Origin of the sequence: Streptomyces sp. NPDC093544, assembly GCF_040683495.1 — a bacterium.
GTDB lineage: Bacteria > Actinomycetota > Actinomycetes > Streptomycetales > Streptomycetaceae > Streptomyces.
On record NZ_JBFBEA010000011.1, the window covers coordinates 217,533 to 236,006 of the forward strand.

Consider the following 18,474-nt stretch of genomic DNA (forward strand, 5'->3'; position numbering starts at 1 on the left):
CCGCCGCCGACCGCTCGTTCACAGGCGCGGGACGCAGAGCGCCACCGACGCGTCGTCGTACGGCGTCGCGGAGACGAAGGCGTCCGGGCCCGCGCTGCCGAACTGGTCGAGGAGCAGGGGCCAGCGCTTCTCGTACGGTTCGGCGAGCCGGTAGGCCCCGCCGCTGAGGAGACAGACACGGTGGACGTCCTTCGCGGGCAGGCTGCCCACTACGGCCGGGACTTCTTCCGTGGCACCGCCCGCGGCCGGCCGGCGTCCACGCACGGCGTTGACGGTCAGGTCGGGGAACTGGACCAGGGCGGTCACACCGCCGAGGACCAGCAGGTCCAGGAAGTGCCCGCGTTCCCGCAGGACGGCGACCATCGCCGAAGGGGGGACCGGCCCCCGGGCGGGAGTGGACGAACAGCGCAGGCGGTGGGCCTCTCGGACGGACTCGAACGCGCGGCGGAGCATGGCGCCCAGGGGTGCGTCCTCGTTCCGGATCAGACCGTCGGCGAGCCGGCTTCCGAGCTCCTTCACCAGGCCGCCGGCACCGTGACCGCATCCCCCCACCTCGCCGGTGCCGGTGCCTGTGCCTGTGCCTGCGCCGGTGTCTGCGCCGGTGTCTGCGCCTGCCCCGTCGAGCAGGAGGGCGAAGTGGCCTCCGGCGACCACGAGGTCCTCGCTGCCGTCCGGTCCGCCCCCGGACCGCGTGGCGGTGGTGATCTCCACGATGCTCGCCCCCTATTGGTCTGTACCTCTTGCCCGAGAGCATAGGGAGACCGATGGGACGAACGGCCACAGTGCGCCCATAGCGAGACGGCTCGGTGAGGCTGCCGCTCCTCCCCCGCCACACCACCGTTGACCTGGGCGAACACAAACCGCCGCGAACCGCCGCCGCACAGGGCGGCAGAAATCTCAACCCCTCCCCGGCAGCTCCGCACACGCGAGAACCGGCCGCAGGGACCCGGGGTCCGCGACCTCGTCCGCCCGCGCCGCCCTACGGTGGGCGCGCCCGAGGGCCGCGAAGTCCCGGAAGTCGGGAATGCCCATCTCCTGGAAGAGCAGCAGGGCCTTGCGCCGGTGACCGAAGGCGCGGCCTGGTTCACCCCGCGCCGCGAAAGCGCTGCCCAGCACCATGTGGCTGCGGGCCTCACCGGGCCGGTGGCCGGTCCGCCGGTGCATCTCGAGCGCCCGTCGCGCCTCCTCCACCGCCGCCCGCGTGTCCCCCAGCAACACCCGGGCCAGGGCGAGGACATGGCGGGCGCAGGCCTCCAGCACACCGAACTCCGCCTCCGTGGCCAGCGCGAGGGCCTGCCCGGCGTTGGCCAGTGCCTCCTCCGGCTCGTCGTGCCGGAGGGCCAGGGTGGCGAGGCCGAGGAGTGCGGAGGCCTGCGGAAAGCGGTCGTCGACCGTTCCGGCCAGGTGCAGCGCCAGCCGGTAGCTGTCCGCGGCCTCGTGTCGGCCGGCCCGCTCCTGGGCGGCCCCCATCGAGAACCACGCGTTCGCCGACAGTCTCCTGTTCTGCAGTGCCTGCGCCGAGGCGACGGCCTCCTGCGCCAGGCGCAGTCCCCGCACATGGTCGCCCGTGTCCGAATGCGCCGTCGACAGACAGCTCAGCGCCACGGTCTCGCTCGCCTTGTTGCCGCTGCGGGCGTGCAGGGCCAGGGCCCGGTCAAGCACCGCGATCGCCTCGGCGGGGCGCCCCATGGCGCGGTGGACGACGCCGAGATTGGTCCGCGCGATCGCCGCGCTGCCGGTGGAGTCCAGCTCGTCCCAGAGCCGGGCCGCCTGCGTGTAGTGGGCCACCGCCTCCTGGAGCCGCCCCAGCTTCCAGCAGATCAGCCCCAGGTTCACCAGGTCCTCGGCCGCTCCAGGACCGGTGCCGCGGGAGGAGTGGCCACGGGCCCGGGAGAGGAAGAGCGAGGCCTGCCGCATCGCGCCGTTCTCCTGGTGCGCCGCCCCGATCCGGCGCAGCGCCATGGCCTGTCCGTCCCCCCAGCCGGCCCGCTCGGCCAGGTCCAGGGCGAGCCCGTAGTCCTGTACGGCCCGTGCGTTGCGGCCCTGTGCCCAGTGGCAGTCGGCGAGCCGCAGCCGGGCGGCCGACTGCGCCCGCAGGTCACCGTCGGCGACCGCGGCCGCGAGTCCGTCCCGCGCGACGGCCAGTCGGTCGGCCCGGTGCAGACCGACGGAGAGGAATCCGTGCAGGGCCTCAGCGAGCCGCCAGGCGCTGGTGTGGATTCCGGTGCTGGCGGCATACAGCACCATGCTCACCAGGTTCTCCCGCTCGGTCGTGAGCCACTCGGTGGCCTCGTCCGCGTCGGCCACGCCGGGCGCACCGGCCCGGGTCCGTTCGCGTCCGGCCGCCCGAAAGCGCGCCGGGTCGTCCGGGTACAGCAGCTCCGCCGCGGACTCGGTACGGGCCAACTGCCAGTCGAGCAGCCGTCGGACGGCGTCCGTCTCCTCGCCGTCGGCCAGTTCACGTGCGTACGAACGCAACAGGTCGTGCATGCCGAACCGGCCGGGCGTCGGTTCGAGGACCAGGTGCGAGTGGGCCAGCCGGCGCAGCAACCGGGCCGCCTCGGCGGGCGAGTCGTCGATCAGGGCGGCGGCGCCTTGGACGGTGATGTCCGAGCCGGGCACCAGGCTGAGCAGCCGGAAGATGCGGCGCGCGGCCTCGGACAGCGCGAGATAGGACAGGTCGAAGGCGGCCCGGACGGTGGACCGTTCGTCACCTTCGATCCGTAGCCCGCCGATCAGGTCACCGCCGGCGAGTTCGGTGCAGTATCCGGCGACGCTGAGGACCGGGTTGGCGATCAGGTTGGCCGCGGCGACCCGCAGGGCCAGGGGCAACCACCCGCACAGCCGGGCCAGTTGCACCACCGCCTCCGGTTCGGCGGCGGCCCGCTCCTCGCCGAGGATCCGGCCGACCAGTGTGTGGGCCTCGGACAGGCTGAGTACGTCCAGGCCCAGGTGCCGGGCTCCCTCTCCTGCGACAAGGCCGGGGAGCCGGCTGCGGCTGGTGATGACCACCCGGCAACGGCCGGGGCCCGGCAGCAGGGGACGTACCTGGTCCGCGCTGCCCGCGTTGTCGAGGACGACGAGCATGCGCCGGCCCGCCAGCAGCGTGCGGTACATGGCGGCGGCCTCCTCCTCACCGGCCGGTACCCGGTCGGGCGGCACGCCGAGCGCGCGCAGGAAGCGGGCCAGGACGTCGGCGGGTTCCAGCGCGGGGAGCGGCGAGTGGCCGCGCAGATCCACGAAGAGCTGGCCGTCCTCGAACCGGTCCTGCCTGACATGGGCCCAGTGCAGGGCCAGCGCCGTCTTGCCGACGCCGGGCGGTCCGACCACCGCCATCACCGTCGACTGGTCCGCCCCGTTCATGAGGTCCACGACGTCCGCCCCGTCGGCCGCTTCGGGCCCGAGCAGGCCGTCCAGCTCCCGCTTCTCCCGCTCGCGGCCGACGTACGAGGAGGTGCCGGCCGGCAGTTGGGAGGGCTTGACCGGAGCGGCGGCGGATGCGAGCGGCGAGCTCGTCGCCCCGGCTCCCGTCGCTCCCACGGGTGTGGGTCCTGCGGTGAACAGGCCCGGCCGTTCGGGCTGGGGAACCTGCTGCCGCAGGACCCGCAGATGTGCCTCCCGAAGCTCCTGGCTGGGCGTGATGCCGAGCTGCTCGTCCAGGCGCTCCCGGAAGAACGCGTACACGTTCAGGGCCGCGGCCTGCTCGCCGCTCCCGGCGAGCGCGAGCATGAGTCGGGCATGTACCCCCTCGTGCAGGGGTTCGCCGCCCGCCGTCTCCCACAGCACGGGTACGGCCTGCTCCGGCCGGCCCACGGTCAGGGAGAGGTCGGCGTACAGCAGGGTGGCCTCCACGCGCTGCTCGGCGGCCAGTACGGCGCTGGGGTGCTGCCGGAAGAGGGGATCCACGTCGCTGAGCACCGGGCCGCGCCAGCACTGGAGGGCGAGCGCGAGCGACTGGTGCGCGATCTCCAGATCGCCTGCGCCGTACGTGCGCTTCGCCCGCGCCACGAGGTCCCGGAAACGGCCCAGGTCGCTCTGGCCCGCCTCGGCCCGCAGCCGATATCCCCCCGGAACGCGTTCCACGCTCGGCGCGGCCTGGGTCAACGGCCCCGCAGGTTCGAGCAATTGACGCACCTGGCTCACATAGGTATGGACCAGGCTCTGTGAAGAACGCGGTGGACCCGTCGGCCAGAGCGTGTCGACGATCTCCTCGTGCGTGACGGAATGTGGCTGCTTCAGTACCAACAGTCCGAGCAGACGCCGCAGCATCGGCCGGTTGACGGGAACATCGGTGTCACCGCTGTGGATCGAAAGCGTACCGAGAATGTTCACGCGGAATCTGGCGGAATTCCGGGTCGGCGTCCGACGGTCCGCCGCATACAGTTCCTGGGCTTCTCCGTCGGACAACTCCAGAGCGGCCACGAGACGTTGGATCGTCCGCAACTGCGGGCGTGCCACCCGCCCTCTTTCTATATCGCGCAACGCCCGTGTGCTCATGCCGGATCTGGCCGCCAACTCGTTCTGGCTGAGCCCGGACCGCCTGCGCAGAGAGTGGATCTGCCGACCCATGCCAACCGAACCTTCCACGGAGTGTGGTTCCCCCCTGAGACGCCATGCGCACCGGATATTGGTCGGAACGATCCCGTCGAATCCCTCAGCAGTACTGCAAGTCGACCGCTGCAGGACAGGCCATCGCTCGACGGTAACCGATGGGACACCGCCACCGCATCGGATCGGCGGCACTGTCCGGTCCCGGCCAGGCCACTTCCGGGCGTTGAGCCGAAGGCGACCGGCGCTCTACCTTCGAAAGCGAAGCAATCCTCGGCGAGCGGAGGCCATTGCCCCATGTCCAGCGAGGTAATTGACCGAAGTGCACGGTTCCAGGGGATACTGGGCCGACTCAGCGCGAAATCGATCGACGACTACTACAATCCGTACCGGCTTTTCGAATGGCCTGAACAACTGCCGGAGGCCATGTGGTGGATGAGCCCCGAACTCACCACCACCCATGGCACCGAACTGGCCGATTCACTCGGTACCGAGCAGCTCCAGAAGCTTTCTCGTTTCGAGAGCATCAACTTCTACAGCCTGAATGTGCATGGCATTCGTGAGCTGCTCATCGAAGTGGTGAACCGCATTCACACCAAGGGCTTCGAAACGCCCTCGGAGTTCTTCCACCATTTCATCGGTGAGGAGAACGAACACATGTGGTTCTTCGCCGAGTTCTGCCTGCGCTACGGCGACGGGAAGATCTACCGGCAGCCGGCCGGAGCGGGTGCCGCGGCCCCCTCGGCCAAGCTGGAGAGCCTGCTCGTGTTCGCCCGGATCATGATCTTCGAGGAGCTCGTCGATCACTACAACTCCGCCATGGCGGCGGACGAGCGCCTGCACGAGACGATCCGCGCCATCAACCGGATCCACCACCAGGACGAGTCCCGGCACATCGCCTTCGGCCGCGAACTGGTCCAACTGCTCTACCAGGACGTCAAAAGCACCGCGACCGAGGCGGAGCTCGACGAGATCTCCGGCTACCTGCGGCGCTACATGACTCACAGCTTCGAGTCGCTCTACCACCCGCAGGTCTACCGGGACGCCGGCCTGGCGGACCCGTACGAGGTGCGCCGCACCCTGCTGGCCTCGCCTGCCCGTGTCGTGGCCGAGGCACAGACCTTCCGCAAGACCACCAAGTTCCTCGAGAAGACGGGAATCATCCGGTGAACCGGCTGACCGGAAACGCGGGCGCCCCCGCACTGGCCATCCTCGGGCCGGCGGCGACCCGGCTCGTGCGCGAACTCGACCGGACCTTCGCCGACTGGGGACTCGCGGCCGGCGCCGAGGAGATCAGCCCACCGCCGCTGTACCCCGTGACCGATCTGGAGAAGTTCGACGTCTACGACAACTTCCCCCACCTCGCCTGGGTCGTCGGCGCGCTCGACCTGGCGGAGGGCGAGGTCAAGCCGGTGGACGGCGGGTTCGCGCCCGGCGAGGTCCGCGAGGTCAACTACGGTCTGCCACACGCCACTTGCTACGGCGCCTACCTCTACCACGAGGGTTCGCGCGTCGCCGACGACAGCCTGGTGACCCTGGTCAACCGCTGCTTCCGGCACGAGGACCACTACGGCGGGCTGCGCCGGCTGGCCAGCTTCCAGATGCGCGAGATCGTCGCCCTGGGCACGTACGAGCACACCCAGCAGGTCATCGCCCGCTTCACGAGACGTATCGAGGCTTTCTCGGCCGCGCTCGGACTCGGCCTCACCCGGCAGGCGGCCACCGACCCGTTCTTCAAGAACGACGGTGCCCGCGCGCTGCTGGCCAAGCTCAGTCCGGTCAAGTACGAGTTCCAGCAGGGCGATCTCGCCATCGCCTCGGTCAACACCCACCGCAACTTCTTCGGCGAGCGCTGTGACATCCGGCTCGCGGCGGGCGAGTACGCCTTCACCTCCTGTGTGGCCTTCGGCCTCGAACGCTGGCTCGCCGTCCTGTCCGACGCGTACGACACGGACCTGGCCGCCGCGCTCGACGCCGTCCGCCGGGCCGCCACGACGGTCGGCGGCTCCGCCGTCGCCACCACCATCGCCGTCGCTACCGATGTCGCCGACTCCGCTCGGCCCGTATGACGTGGCCCGGCCCGGCCGCCGTACTGCCGCGGGTCGGAGTCGACCTCGTCCCGCTGTCCCGCATACCGCAGTTGCTCGAACCGCAGTCGGGGCCGGCTCTGCACCGGATGCTCACGCCCGAGGAACGCCGGCTGTCCGACGAGGCCGGTGCCGCGGGCCGACTGGCGGCCAAGGAGGCCGTGTTCAAGCTTTTCGGGGCGATCGGAGAGCCCGTTCCGTGGCTCGCGACCGAGATCCTGCCCGGCGCCGGCGGCCGGCCGCACGTCCGGCTCACCGGCAGGGCCGCCCGTCTCGCCGAACAGGCGGGGCTCGGTCCTATCGACATCAGCATCAGCCATGACGGCGGCTGGGCCATCGCCGTGGCCGCCGCCACCACCGCCGTACCACCGCACACCCCGAACCCCGCCGACGAGAGGGAAACACCATGAGCTCCGCTGTGGACACCACCGGTATCGAGAAGGTCAGGGACTGGATCCTCGGCCGTCACCCGGACCGGACCGAGCTGGCCTTCGACGTCAACATCATCGAGAGCCGGCTGGTCGACTCGCTCGCCTTCGTCGAACTGGTCTACGCGATCGAGGACGCCAGCGGCGCCGAGATCGACTTCGACACCATCGACGTCGAGGACTTCCAGACCCTGAACACCATCCAGCGGGCCTTCTTCGCCTGACGGCCCGACACACGAGGGCTCACCAGCGATCGCCGACAGCTACAACCCAGAAAGAGGCCGAACCATGCACGCAGTCTCCTACACGGCCCAGTGGATGGCCGCAGCCCGCGCCCTGGAGTCCGACCGGGACGACGCGCTCTACACCGACCCGCTCGCCCGCGACCTCGCGGCGCCGAAAGGCTTCGAACTCATCGAACGCTACGAGGGCGGCGGGCTGCTCCCGTTCATCTCGATCCGTACCAAGTACCTCGACGAGTCCATCGAGTCGGCCCTCGCCGACGGCAGTATCAAGCAGGTCGTGCTCATCGCGGCCGGCATGGACACCAGGGCCTTCCGCCTCGACTGGGCCAAGGACACGGTCGTCTACGAAGTGGACCACGGCCCGCTCATCGAGGAGAAGCGCCGCCGGCTGGACGCGTTGGGCGCCAGCCCGCGCACCGACCGGCGCGAGGTCTCCGCGGACCTGACCGGGGAGTGGCTCGGCGAACTGGAGAAGGCCGGTTTCGACCGGACGCGCCCCACGCTGTGGATCGCCGAGGCACTGACGTTCTTCCTCACCGAGGAGCAGGCGGCCGGACTGCTGCGGCTGCTCGGCTCCGCCTCCGCGCCCGGCAGCAGGCTGTCCTTCGACATCCTCGGCCGCGCCCTTCTGCGCAGCCCCTTCTCCAAGTCCTTCCTGGACACGCTGGCCGCGGACGGCACCCCCTGGATATTCGGCACCGACGAGCCGGAGGAGTTCCTCACCGCGAACGGCTGGAAGATCACCGATCTCAAGGAGCCCGGCGAGCCGAACGCCGGCGAGGACCGCTGGCCCTACGAGGTCCAGCCGAGGAGCCGGCGCGGGGCCAACCGCCTGTGGCTCATCCGCGCCGAGTCGGTGGCGGCCTGATGGCCGGTCGGACCACCCTGGAGCGGATCGAGTCGTACCTGCCCGAGCGGAGCCTGCGCATCGAGGAACTCGGCGAGCACCTAGGGCTGCGCCGCGCCGCCCTGGGCGTCTTCCGGAAGTTCTACGGCCTCGACACCCTGCGTTTCGACCCGGATCTGAACCTGTTCGACCTGCTGCGGCCCGCCGCCCGGCGTGCGCTGGACGCACTGCCGGACGGCGCCCGGGTGGCATACCTGGTCTACGCCCACACCACGCAGGCCGTCGCGCCCCCCGAGGTGGAGGTCGCCCAGGTGGTACGGGAGGAACTGGGCCTTGACGGAACAGAGGCGTTCGCCCTCAGCCACCAGGCGTGCGTCTCCAGCCTGGGCGCCCTCGACGTGGTGGGCGAACTGCTCCGCGCGGAGGGCGACGAGAACGCGTACGCGTTGATGGTCACGGGCGAGCGGGCGTACTCGCCGGTCGTCCAGCACATCCCCAACACCGCGATCATGGCGGACGCGGCGGCGGCCTGTCTGGTCACCCTGGACGGCGAGGGTGACGAGGTGCGCTCCTTCGTCACCCGCACCCTCGGCGAGTACGCACAGTGGATGGAGCTGACCCCCGAGCAGAACACCGTGTTCGGGGAGCAGTACGGGACGCGCATCGCGGAGGTCATCCACCGGGCGGTGGCGGAGGCCGGGCTGTCCTTCGCCGACATCGAGCTGATCATTCCGCACAACGTCAACCTGCTGGCGTGGCGCCAGACCATCAAGGCGCTCGACGTGCCCGTCGAGAAGGTCTTCCTGGACAACGTGCCGCGTTACAGCCACACCTTCGCCTCCGACGTCTTCGTCAACTACACCACCCTGCGCGACACCGGACTGCTGGTCGACGGGGCCCACTACGTGATGGTCTCGGTCGGCCTCGGCGCGACCTTCGGGGCGATGGTGATCACCCACCGGGAGACCCACCGGCAGAACCTCCCGAAGACCCACCGGGAGACCCACCCGAAGATCCACCGGCAGACCCACCAGAAGGGGGCGACACCCGTATGACCGACCGCCAGGAGGTGATCTCGGCGATCGAGAAGGCGCTCTCGGAGGTGCTGGAGCGGCAGGTCACCGAGCTGACCGAGGACACCCGGCTCTTCGACGACCTCCGCCTCGACTCCTCCTCCGTTCTCGAACTCCTGCTCCTGGTCGAGGACTTCGTCGAGGTCACCGTCGACCCGGAGACCCTGGACATCGATCATCTGCGCACCGTCCGTTCCTTCGCCGACTACGTCGAGGGGCTGCTGACCGGAGGAGACACAGGGCCATGACCGGTCTCGTACTGCACGCCGCCGCCCACGTCCGCTCGCCCGAAGGTCCGGGCCCCGCCGGCACGACGGCACCCGCGGGCTTCTTCGAGGACCTCCTCGGGCCGTTCGGTGCCAAGCCGGACGAGGAACTCCTGCGTCGCGGAAGTCATGTGAGCCATCGTCAGCTCGCCGACCTGCTGGCCGACGCCGACGGCGTGCGCGAGTCCCGGCCGCAGCTGCTGATCGTCACCCACGCCCTGCCGGACGTGGTCCCGTTCACCGCGGTGGCGCCGCACCTGACCGAACGGCTGGGGGGCGCCGCGGTCAACTTCGCCATCGCCCAGCAAGGCTTGGCGGCCCCCTTCACGGCGCTGCGGATCGCGGCCGCCTACCAGCGGTCCGGCCGGGCCGCGGAGGTGGTCCTCGCCGTACTGGAACAGACCACCCTCCCCACCGACGTGCCGCTGGTCAGCCGGACGCCGCTGACCGACTCGGCCGCGGCCCTGGTGCTGCGCGCGGCACCGGGCGCCGAAGTGGGGAGCCTGGAGCTGGCCCGAGCGGGCTCGGGCGCACCGCCCGAGCCGGGCGGGGACGGGGACGGAGTCCTCCATGTACTCGGTTCGTGGGCCGCCGAGGAGGACGTACCGGAAGGTGCCGACGTGCACCGGGCGCCGCCGGGCACCTACTGCACCGGCGTCTGGCTGGAACTCGCGGCGCACTGGCAGGAGTGGCGGCACAGCCACCGCACGGTCGTCCTGCGGGACACCGACCCCCGCACGGGCGTCAGCCACCACGCGGTGTTCACCGTCTCGGCGGGCGCACGCTGATGCACCTCGGCGTGGATCTGCTGTACCTCGACGAACTCGACCGCCTCCTGACCCGCCCGTGGTTCCGCGCCTTCGCCTACGCCGAGCCGGAGTTGGCCCTCGCGGCCGGCTTCGGCCCGGACCGCCGCCGGGAGTTCCTCGCCGGCCGGTTCGCCGCGAAGGAGGCGGTGCTGAAGGCGCTCGGCACGGGCATGACGGGCGGCATACGTCCGTGCCAGGTGGCCGTCCTGAAGACGGACACGGGCGCCCCCCTCGTCCGTCTCGACGGTGCGGCCGCCGCCCGGGCCGCCGAGGCCGGCATCACGGAGATACGCGTCTCCCTCACCCACAAACGGGACCTGGCCCTCGCCATCGCCCTGGCCTCGTAGCGCACCGGGTTCACCATCGGCCGGGCCCCGTAGCGCTCCGGGTTCACCATCGCCAGGGCCCCATAGAGCCCCTGGTTCACCTGTCCGGCTGATTTTCGGCCGATTCCCGTCACCAACCCTTGGGGAATACTTGACCTGACCATGCCAGACCCCCACGATGAGCGCCACACCCGCACCAGCACGTCGCACTGATCCACCCCCCACCGCTCCACTCCTCTCGTTCCGGAGATCCCGGAGCGCCCGGAGAAACAAGGAGATTTCATGCGACTTCGCATTCGCGGCAGCGGCGCCGGAACCACCGGAAGCAGACGCCGTCGCCGCACCGCCGCCTTCGCCACCCTGGTGGCGCTCGCGCTCGCGGCCCCCCTCATGACCACGGCCACCGACGCCACCGCCGACGGGGCGAAGGCCCCCGCGGCCGAGCCGGACCCCGTCCGCCAGTACGAGGTGCACACGCACTCGGACTCCAAGTCCCGTACGGCGATCATGCAGACCGGCGTGACCGTGGACGAGGCCGACTCGGAGACCCTCGTCGTCTCGGGCCGCGCGGACCAGATCAAGAAGCTGCGCTCGCAGGGCTACGACGTCTCGCTGCTCGGCTCGGCGCCGGACCGTTCGAGCGCGGCCGACGTGGGTGTCCTCGACTTCCCCACGGCCGACTCGACCTACCACAACTACGCGGAGATGACGAGCGACATCAGCACCGTCATCTCGCAGTACCCGAGCCTCGTGAGCCAGCGGGTCATCGGCACCTCGTACCAGGGCCGGAACATCGTCGCCCTCAAGATCAGCGACAACGTCGGTACGGACGAGGCCGAGCCCGAGGTGCTGTTCACCCACCACCAGCACGCCCGCGAGCACCTCACCGTGGAGATGGCGCTCTATCTGCTGAAGGAGCTGACCTCCAAGTACGCCACGGACTCCCGTGTCGCCAGTCTGGTCAACTCCCGCGAGATCTGGATCATCCCGGACCTCAACCCGGACGGCGGCGAGTACGACATCGCGACCGGCGCGTACCGCTCGTGGCGCAAGAACCGCCAGCCCAACACCGGTTCGTCGTACATCGGTACGGACCTGAACCGCAACTGGAACTACCAGTTCGGCTGCTGTGGCGGCTCCTCCGGTTCGACCTCTTCGGAGACCTACCGCGGTGCGTCGGCCGAGTCCGCCCCCGAGGTCAAGGTCGTCGCCAACTTCGTACGCAGCCGGGTCGTCGGCGGCGCCCAGCAGATCAAGGCGGGCATCGACTTCCACACGTACAGCGAACTGGTGCTGTGGCCCTACGGCTACACGACCGCCAACACCGCGACCGGGATGACACTGGACGACCGCAACGCCTTCGCCGCGGTCGGCGGGAAGATGGCCGCAAGCAACGGCTACACGGCCGAGCAGGCCAGTGATCTCTACATCACCGACGGCTCGATCGACGACTGGCTGTGGGGCAACCAGAAGATCTTCTCGTACACCTTCGAGATGTACCCGACATCCAGCTCCGGCGGCGGCTTCTACCCGCCCGACGAGGTCATCACCCGGGAGGTGTCCCGCAACCGGGACGCGGTGCTGCAACTCCTGGAGAACGCCGACTGCATGTACCGCTCGATCGGCAAGGAAGCGCAGTACTGCGCATAACGCTCCGCTGACGGAACGGGCGGGCAACTACAGGTCGTTGGGGAACTGCGGGCCGTACGTGGCCGGTCGCGCAGTTCCCCGCGCCCCCTACGAGTCGCTGTCCTCGTCGGGTTCGCTGTCGTCACTGTCGTCGTCGCCGTCCTCGAAGTAGGCATCGAGGACGGCGTCGAGCTGGTCCTCCCACTCCTTGAAGCGTGCCCGGGCCGACGCCTCGATCTCGATCGGGTACCAGCGGCGGTCCGGCGTGTGCACCGTGATGGTGAACCGCTTCCCGAAGCGGGGCGACTCCGTCTCGACCGCGCCGATCTCCTCCCAGCGGAACTCCGCCTGCTGGTCGTCCAGGCGAAGGTGTACGCCGCTGTGGTCGGCCTTGATCGAGGCCCGCCGGTCGGAGGCCTCGAAGACGGGACCGTCGTCCTCGGCTTCCTCAGAAGCCTCGGTCTCGTCGTCGGTCTCGTCTTCGTCCTCGTCCTCGGAAACCGCCTCCTTGGAGGCGACCTCCTCAGCCTCCTCAGCCTCGGCCGGCTCGGTCGCCTCGACATCGGCGTCCTCGACCGCCGAGTCCTCGACCTCCGCGTCTTCGACCTCCGCGTCTTCGACCTCCGCGTCTTCGACGTCCGCCTTGGCGTCCGGTTCCGCGGGCACGGGTGACGTGAGCCCGGGGATGTACGCCGGGTCGACCGCGGCGGCATCCAGGGGCTGGCTCTTCGAACCTATGCGCTGCTCCACAGCGGGAAGTATGGTCGACGATCCTGTGTCAGGAACAGCCAGCCCCTATATAGCTGCACGGCCGTTATAACAAAACGGCTGTTATACGAAAACGCTCACCACCGCCGCCACCGCGAACCCGGCGACCGACAGCACCGACTCCAGAACCGTCCAGGACTTCAGGGTGTCCCGCTCGCTGATGCCGAAGTACTTCGCGACCATCCAGAAGCCGCCGTCGTTGACGTGCGAGGCGAAGATCGAGCCTGCCGAGATCGCCATGATGACGAGGGCGACGAAGGCCTGGGAGTGGTCGCCCTCGGCGAGAAGGGGCGCGACGATGCCGGCCGTCGTGACGATGGCGACGGTGGCCGAGCCCTGGGCGACACGCAGGACCAGCGAGATCAGGTAGGCGAGGACGAGCACCGGCAGGCCGACGTCGTTGAAGGTGTCCGAGAGTGCCTGGGCGACACCGCTGGCCTTCAGCACGGCGCCGAAGATGCCGCCCGCGCCGACCACCAGCAGGATGTTGCCGACCGGCTTGAGCGACGAAGTCGACACCGTCTCAAGGGACTTGCGGGACCAGCCGCGCCGGATGCCGAGAAGGTAGTACGCGAGGAGCAGGGCGATGGTGAGGGCGACGAACGGGCTGCCGAAGAACTCGATCACGGAACGGAGGGTGGAGGGGTCGAGCGCGATCGACGAGAACGTCGCCGCCAGGATCAGCACCAGCGGCGTACCGATGATGCCGAGGACGGTACCGAGCGGTACCGGGCTCTCGCGCGGCTCGACACCCGACGCCCGCTGCTCCTCCCGCACGGCCAGCTTCGCCTCGGCGGCGGCCTCGACCATGTCCTGCGGTACGGCGACGAAGATCCGCCTGCCGATCCAGGCGGAGTAGGCCCAGGCGGCGAGCACGGCGGGCAGTCCGCAGACGATGCCCATGAGGATGACCCAGCCGAGGTCGACGTGCAGTAGGCCCGCGGCGGCGACCGGCCCGGGGTGCGGTGGCAGGAACGCGTGGGTCATCGACAGGCCCGCGAGCAGGGGCATGCAGTAGAGCAGGATCGACTTGCCGGAGCGCTTGGCGGCGGCGTACACGATCGGCGCGAGGACGAAGATGCCGACGTCGAAGAAGACCGGGATGCCGAAGATCAGGCCGGTCAGGCCCATGGCCAGCGGGGCCCGCTTCTCACCGAAGAGGTTCAGCAGCCGGGAGGCCAACACCTCGGCGCCGCCGCTGACTTCGAGGATCGCGCCGAGCATCGTGCCCAGGCCGATGATGATCGCGACATGGCCGAGGATGCCGCCCATGCCGGACTCGATGACCGAGACGGCCGTGGACCGCTGGACCGTGCCGAAGAGTTCCGTCACCGAAAGGCCGGCCCCCAGGCCGACGGCTATGGAGACGGCGAGCAGCGCCACGAAGGGCTGGAGCCTGAGCTTGATGATCAGGACGAGCAGGAGGGCGATACCGAGGGCGGCGACCGTGAGCAGCCCCGCGGTGCCGTCGATGAGGAGGAGCAGACCGCCGGTGTGGGGTGGGGTCTCGGGGGCGGGGGGTGTCGCTGCGAGCGGATGGGAGAGCAAGGGGGACCTCTTCTTAAGTGCATGGTGCTTTCAGGGCGTGGGGGATCGCGGCACGGCGCCCGCGGGATGACGGGCGCCGCACCGTGATGACGTACGGGTGCGGGAGAAGGGGAGACGAGCCTCAGCTCACGGTTGACGAGCCTCAGCTCACGGTTGGGAGAGTTTCAGCTCACAGTTGGGAGAGCCTCAGCTCACGGCTGGGTCAGCCGAGTACGGCCAGCGCGTCGATCTCGATGAGGAGTCCGGCCGGCAGACCGACGTAGACCGTCGTGCGGGCGGCGGGAGGCGCGGTGAGGGCCTGCTCCTCGAAGTACGTGTTGTAGATGCCGTTCAGCTCGGCGAAGTGGTCGACGTCGGTGAGGTAGACGCGGATCATCACCACGTCGTCCCAGGTCGCGCCGCCCTCTTCGAGGATCGCCTTGACGTTGGCGAGGGTCTGGAGGGTCTGCTCGCGCAGGCCGGGTCCGGCGGGCGCGGGCGACTGGCCCTCGACGGCAGGGAGGAAGCCGACCTGCCCGGCGACCTGGAGGATGTTCCCCTTCTTCACGCCGTGCGAGAACTTGGCGGGCGGGGTGGTGTGGGTCTTGGGGGTGAGGGCGATCTTCTCGGTCTTCTCAGTCATGCCGTGCTCATTCCTTCGGGGCTTCCAAGGCGTGGGACTTGCCGGAGTACTCGCGGCTGATGGCGTCCGTCGTACGGCGTACCAGCGGGAGCAGGGTGAGGAGTTCGTCGGCGGTGACGACGACGTTGGGGGCGGAGACGGACATCGCGGCGACGACCCGTCCGTCGGTGCCGCGGATGGGCGCGGCCACGCAGTTGATGGACTCCTCGTGGCCACCGAGGTCGGTGGCCCAGCCCTGTTCGCGTACCGCCGCCAACTCCTTGAGGAAGGCGGGGGCATTGGGGATCGAACGGGCCGTGTACATGGGGTAGTCGAGCTTGTCGGCGATTACGCGCCGCTCGGGCTCGGGCAGGTCGGCGAGGAGCAGCTTCGCGACGGCGGCGACGGTGATGGCGACGGGCTTGCCGATCCGCGAGTACATCCGGACCGGGTACCGGCTCTCCACCTTGTCGATGTAGAGGACCTCGTTCTCCTCGTGGACGGCGAGGTGGACGGTGTGCCCGCACTGCTCGTTCAGCCGTACGAGGTGGGGATGGGCGATCTCCCGGATGTCCAGGTTCTCCACCGCCTCCTGGGCGAGGGCGAAGAGGCGGGCGCCGAGGCGGTAGCGCTGGTCGGACTGGCGGTAGACGAGCCCGTGCTCGTGCAGCGTGCGCAGCAGGCGGAGCGCGGTGGACTTGTGCACGCCGAGCCGGTCGGCGACCTTCCCGAGGTCGGCGGGTCCCTCGGCGAGCAGCGGCAGGATGCTCAGCGCTCGGTCGACGGTCTGGCTCATGGGGTACGTACCTCCTCGTCGGCCCGCGTGTCGGCTTCGGTCCAGCCGGGGCCGAGTCGAAGTGTCTCCCACGCCCGGTCGTCCAGAGCGGCCAGCCGGTCGGCGTGGTCCCGGGAGGGAGGCGTGGCCAGGTCCCCCGGCACGGTGAGGGCGGCCGCGGCCATGAGGTGGCCGTGCCTGAGCCGGTCCTTGGCGGGGAGCCCGCGCAGGGTCGCGGAGAGGAAACCGGCGGCGAAGGCGTCACCGGCGCCGACAGCCGCGACGACGTCCACGCGCAGTGCGCCGACGAGCGTGGCGGTGCCGTCCGCGTCCTCGGTCCCCTCGACGTCCCTGTCGAACATGACGGCTCCGCCCTTCCCGTACTTGACGACCAGGACGTCCGGCTCCGGCAGCGCGTCACGGATCGCCCCTGCGCCGCGCAGCCCCCAGGCGTCCCGCGCCTCGTCCTCGCCGACGAACACGATGTCGGCGCCGCGCGCGAGGTCGAGCAGGACGCGCGGTCCGGCTGTGTCGTGCCACAGCCCGGGGCGGTGGTTGATGTCGAAGGAGACCAGCGGGCGGCCGGGCCGGCGCGCGGTGAGCTCGCGCAGCAGGCAGAGGCAGTCGTCGGAGAGCGCCGCGGTGATCCCGGACAGGTGCAGCACGCGTCCCGCGCGGACGGCGTCCAGGTCCACGTTGTCCACCGCCATCGCCGAGGCGGCCGAGCCGGCCCGGTAGTACGCCACCTCGTGCGCGTCGGTCGCCCGGTCGCCCGCCGTGCGGAAGTAGATGCCGGTCGGACGCGCGGGATCCCGTCGTACGGCGGAGGTGTCCACGCCGTACGCGGTGATCGCCTCGACGAGATGGTCGCCGAAGCCGTCGGCGCCGACCCGGCTGACCCACTTCACTGAGTGGCCTGCGGCGGCGAGCACGCAGGCGACGTTCGACTCCGCGCCGCCGATCCCCCGGGTGAAGGAGGGGACGTCGGCGAGGCGCCCGGACCGGGAGGGCAGGAACGTGACCATGGACTCGCCGAGCGCTACGACGTCGAAGGCGGTCACGATGGTTGGGGCCCCTTGCTCTCTCGGGCAGCGGCATCGGCACCGTTGACCCTGCGTTGGCTGGGATGTTAGACAGCACCAAGCGACATACGCAATGAGCGTTGCAGACAATGCAACGCACTGTTCATCAGGCAAGTTCATCAGGTAACCAGGGAGGCCCCATGGGCGCCGACACCGCCGCAGCACAGCTCACCGCTCTCACGGCGGACCGCGTCGACCTCCGCTTCAAGGGCCTCCCCCCGGACGCCGAGGGCATGACCGTCGGCGAGCTCGCCGCCCAGCGCCGCAACCTCTTCATGGACGGCTTCACCACCCCCGTCCTCGCCCTCTCCGCCGAGCGCCTGACCCACAACCTCGACGTCATGGAGACCTACGCGACCCGCCACGGCCTCGCCTTCGCCCCGCACGGCAAGACCTCGATGGCCCCGCAGCTGTTCTGGAAACAGATCGAGCACGGCGCGTGGGGCATCACCCTCGCGGTCCCCCACCAGGTGCGGGTGGCAAGGAAGTTCGGCATCGACCGGATCTTCCTCGCCAACGAACTCGTCGACCCGGCAGCCCTGCGCTGGATCGCGTCCGAACTGGCGGCGGACCCGGATTTCCGCTTCATCTGTTACGTCGACTCCGTACGCGGCGTGGAGCTGATGGACGCCGCGCTCTTCGGAACCCCCCGCCCCGTGGACGTGGTCGTCGAACTCGCCGCCGGTGAGGGCGCCCGTACCGGCGTCCGTACGGAGAAGGAGTGCGCGGCGGTCGCGGACGCGGTGGCCGGGACGGCGACGCTGCGGCTGGTGGGCGTGGCGGGCTACGAGGGCGAGGTCCCGCAGGCCGACCCCGACCGGGTGCGCGCGTGGCTGCGCCGGCTCACCGCCCTGGCGGCGGACTTCGACAAGGCGGGCCGGTTCACGGGCCTTGCGGAGATCGTTGTCAGCGCGGGCGGCAGCGCCTGGTTCGACGCGGTGGCGGACGTGTTCGCGGAGATCCCCGAACTCTCCGTCCCCGTACTGAAGTTGCTCCGCTCCGGCGCGTACGTCTCGCACGACGACGGCCACTACCGCAAGATCACCCCCTTCACCCGCGTCCCCGAGGAGGGCGCCCTGCACCCCGCCTTCCGGCTGTGGGCCCAGGTCGTCTCCCGCCCCTCCCCCGACCAGGCCTTCGTCAACGCGGGCAAGCGGGACGCGGCGTACGACCTGGATCTGCCGGAGGCCCAGGTGATCCGCCGCGACGGCACCGACCGTCCGGCCACCGGCGTCACGGTCACCGGCCTCTCCGACCAGCACGGCTGGCTCCGTACGACACCGGAGGCGGACGTCCAGGTCGGGGACTGGGTGGGGATGGGCCTTTCCCACCCCTGCACGTCCTTCGACAAGTGGCAGCTGATCCCGCTGGTGGAGGCGGACGGGACGGTCGTGGACTACGTGCGGACGTTCTTCTGAGACGGGCGTATGTGTTTTCCGGCG

18 protein-coding genes and 1 pseudogene are annotated in these 18,474 nt (G+C 70.2%); 11 read left to right on the top strand and 8 right to left on the bottom strand.

The features are described 5' to 3' along the window. Positions 1 to 18 precede the first annotated feature (18 nt). The 3 genes and pseudogenes from AB0N66_RS18925 to AB0N66_RS18935 all read right to left on the bottom strand — a co-directional run. On the bottom strand, positions 19 to 711 hold the full coding sequence (locus AB0N66_RS18925) for a hypothetical protein (protein WP_365435826.1): 693 nt from the start codon (positions 709 to 711) through the stop codon (positions 19 to 21). A 186-nt stretch (positions 712 to 897) separates the two neighbouring features. Next, positions 898 to 4,332: a BTAD domain-containing putative transcriptional regulator gene (locus AB0N66_RS18930; RefSeq protein ID WP_365436088.1), complete on the bottom strand. Its 3,435-nt coding sequence runs from the start codon at positions 4,330 to 4,332 to the stop codon at positions 898 to 900. A gap of 60 nt (positions 4,333 to 4,392) precedes the next feature. Further along, a pseudogene (locus AB0N66_RS18935) lies at positions 4,393 to 4,569 on the bottom strand (helix-turn-helix transcriptional regulator); the annotation flags it as partial. Positions 4,570 to 4,845: 276 nt separating this feature from the next. On the opposite strand from AB0N66_RS18935, the gene AB0N66_RS18940 reads away from it, so the two are divergent. From AB0N66_RS18940 to AB0N66_RS18985, 10 genes are all read left to right on the top strand, one after another. Further along, complete coding sequence (locus AB0N66_RS18940; RefSeq protein ID WP_365435829.1) at positions 4,846 to 5,718, top strand: diiron oxygenase; 873 nt, start codon at positions 4,846 to 4,848, stop codon at positions 5,716 to 5,718. Then, positions 5,715 to 6,617 carry a hypothetical protein gene (locus tag AB0N66_RS18945; protein WP_365435832.1) on the top strand — a complete coding sequence of 301 codons (903 nt, stop codon included), beginning with the start codon at positions 5,715 to 5,717 and terminating at the stop codon, positions 6,615 to 6,617. Before AB0N66_RS18940 ends, AB0N66_RS18945 begins: the two co-directional genes overlap by 4 nt. After that, complete coding sequence (locus AB0N66_RS18950; RefSeq protein WP_365435835.1) at positions 6,614 to 7,045, top strand: holo-ACP synthase; 432 nt, start codon at positions 6,614 to 6,616, stop codon at positions 7,043 to 7,045. Before AB0N66_RS18945 ends, AB0N66_RS18950 begins: the two co-directional genes overlap by 4 nt. Continuing rightward, positions 7,042 to 7,287, top strand: a complete 246-nt coding sequence (locus AB0N66_RS18955) for an acyl carrier protein (RefSeq protein ID WP_365435838.1) — start codon at positions 7,042 to 7,044, stop codon at positions 7,285 to 7,287. The genes AB0N66_RS18950 and AB0N66_RS18955 overlap by 4 nt, the downstream gene beginning before the upstream one ends. Before the next feature lie 64 nt (positions 7,288 to 7,351). Beyond that, positions 7,352 to 8,176: an SAM-dependent methyltransferase gene (locus AB0N66_RS18960; protein ID WP_365435840.1), complete on the top strand. Its 825-nt coding sequence runs from the start codon at positions 7,352 to 7,354 to the stop codon at positions 8,174 to 8,176. Continuing rightward, on the top strand, positions 8,176 to 9,210 hold the full coding sequence (locus AB0N66_RS18965; protein WP_365435843.1) for a 3-oxoacyl-[acyl-carrier-protein] synthase III C-terminal domain-containing protein: 1,035 nt from the start codon (positions 8,176 to 8,178) through the stop codon (positions 9,208 to 9,210). Before AB0N66_RS18960 ends, AB0N66_RS18965 begins: the two co-directional genes overlap by 1 nt. After that, positions 9,207 to 9,476 carry a phosphopantetheine-binding protein gene (locus AB0N66_RS18970; RefSeq protein ID WP_365435846.1) on the top strand — a complete coding sequence of 90 codons (270 nt, stop codon included), beginning with the start codon at positions 9,207 to 9,209 and terminating at the stop codon, positions 9,474 to 9,476. The genes AB0N66_RS18965 and AB0N66_RS18970 overlap by 4 nt, the downstream gene beginning before the upstream one ends. After that, positions 9,473 to 10,282 carry a hypothetical protein gene (locus tag AB0N66_RS18975; RefSeq protein WP_365435849.1) on the top strand — a complete coding sequence of 270 codons (810 nt, stop codon included), beginning with the start codon at positions 9,473 to 9,475 and terminating at the stop codon, positions 10,280 to 10,282. Before AB0N66_RS18970 ends, AB0N66_RS18975 begins: the two co-directional genes overlap by 4 nt. Next, entirely contained in the window at positions 10,282 to 10,650 is a 369-nt protein-coding gene (locus AB0N66_RS18980; protein WP_365435852.1) for a holo-ACP synthase, read from the top strand. Before AB0N66_RS18975 ends, AB0N66_RS18980 begins: the two co-directional genes overlap by 1 nt. Before the next feature lie 261 nt (positions 10,651 to 10,911). Continuing rightward, positions 10,912 to 12,279 carry a M14 family metallopeptidase gene (locus tag AB0N66_RS18985; RefSeq protein WP_365435855.1) on the top strand — a complete coding sequence of 456 codons (1,368 nt, stop codon included), beginning with the start codon at positions 10,912 to 10,914 and terminating at the stop codon, positions 12,277 to 12,279. Positions 12,280 to 12,366: 87 nt separating this feature from the next. Here the strand turns inward: AB0N66_RS18985 and AB0N66_RS18990 are convergent, their stop codons facing one another. The 5 genes from AB0N66_RS18990 to AB0N66_RS19010 form a co-directional block, all read right to left on the bottom strand. Continuing rightward, on the bottom strand, positions 12,367 to 13,008 hold the full coding sequence (locus AB0N66_RS18990) for a hypothetical protein (protein ID WP_365435858.1): 642 nt from the start codon (positions 13,006 to 13,008) through the stop codon (positions 12,367 to 12,369). An 81-nt stretch (positions 13,009 to 13,089) separates the two neighbouring features. Beyond that, on the bottom strand, positions 13,090 to 14,574 hold the full coding sequence (locus AB0N66_RS18995) for a gluconate:H+ symporter (protein WP_365435861.1): 1,485 nt from the start codon (positions 14,572 to 14,574) through the stop codon (positions 13,090 to 13,092). A 202-nt stretch (positions 14,575 to 14,776) separates the two neighbouring features. Then, complete coding sequence (locus AB0N66_RS19000) at positions 14,777 to 15,196, bottom strand: RidA family protein (protein WP_365435864.1); 420 nt, start codon at positions 15,194 to 15,196, stop codon at positions 14,777 to 14,779. A 7-nt stretch (positions 15,197 to 15,203) separates the two neighbouring features. Continuing rightward, a complete protein-coding gene (locus AB0N66_RS19005) occupies positions 15,204 to 15,971 on the bottom strand; it encodes an IclR family transcriptional regulator (protein ID WP_365435867.1) in 768 nt (255 codons plus the stop codon). Then, the gene (locus AB0N66_RS19010; protein WP_365435870.1) at positions 15,968 to 17,011 is read right to left on the bottom strand and encodes a sugar kinase; all 1,044 of its coding nucleotides are present in this window, start codon (positions 17,009 to 17,011) and stop codon (positions 15,968 to 15,970) included. Before AB0N66_RS19010 ends, AB0N66_RS19005 begins: the two co-directional genes overlap by 4 nt. 161 nt (positions 17,012 to 17,172) lie before the next feature. Here AB0N66_RS19010 and AB0N66_RS19015 point away from each other — a divergent pair, with 161 nt between their 5' ends. Next, on the top strand, positions 17,173 to 18,450 hold the full coding sequence (locus tag AB0N66_RS19015) for an amino acid deaminase (protein ID WP_365435873.1): 1,278 nt from the start codon (positions 17,173 to 17,175) through the stop codon (positions 18,448 to 18,450). Positions 18,451 to 18,474 lie beyond the last annotated feature (24 nt).

Coding starts and splice junctions, on each gene's coding strand:
- AB0N66_RS18950 (WP_365435835.1), top strand. CDS start 6,614: ATGACGTGGCCCGGCCCGGCCGCCGTACTGCCGCGGGTCGGAGTCGAC.
- AB0N66_RS18955 (WP_365435838.1), top strand. CDS start 7,042: ATGAGCTCCGCTGTGGACACCACCGGTATCGAGAAGGTCAGGGACTGG.
- AB0N66_RS18975 (WP_365435849.1), top strand. CDS start 9,473: ATGACCGGTCTCGTACTGCACGCCGCCGCCCACGTCCGCTCGCCCGAA.
- AB0N66_RS19015 (WP_365435873.1), top strand. CDS start 17,173: ATGGGCGCCGACACCGCCGCAGCACAGCTCACCGCTCTCACGGCGGAC.
- AB0N66_RS18940 (WP_365435829.1), top strand. CDS start 4,846: ATGTCCAGCGAGGTAATTGACCGAAGTGCACGGTTCCAGGGGATACTG.
- AB0N66_RS19000 (WP_365435864.1), bottom strand. CDS start 15,196: ATGACTGAGAAGACCGAGAAGATCGCCCTCACCCCCAAGACCCACACC.
- AB0N66_RS18970 (WP_365435846.1), top strand. CDS start 9,207: ATGACCGACCGCCAGGAGGTGATCTCGGCGATCGAGAAGGCGCTCTCG.
- AB0N66_RS19005 (WP_365435867.1), bottom strand. CDS start 15,971: ATGAGCCAGACCGTCGACCGAGCGCTGAGCATCCTGCCGCTGCTCGCC.
- AB0N66_RS18985 (WP_365435855.1), top strand. CDS start 10,912: ATGCGACTTCGCATTCGCGGCAGCGGCGCCGGAACCACCGGAAGCAGA.
- AB0N66_RS18965 (WP_365435843.1), top strand. CDS start 8,176: ATGGCCGGTCGGACCACCCTGGAGCGGATCGAGTCGTACCTGCCCGAG.
- AB0N66_RS18960 (WP_365435840.1), top strand. CDS start 7,352: ATGCACGCAGTCTCCTACACGGCCCAGTGGATGGCCGCAGCCCGCGCC.
- AB0N66_RS18980 (WP_365435852.1), top strand. CDS start 10,282: ATGCACCTCGGCGTGGATCTGCTGTACCTCGACGAACTCGACCGCCTC.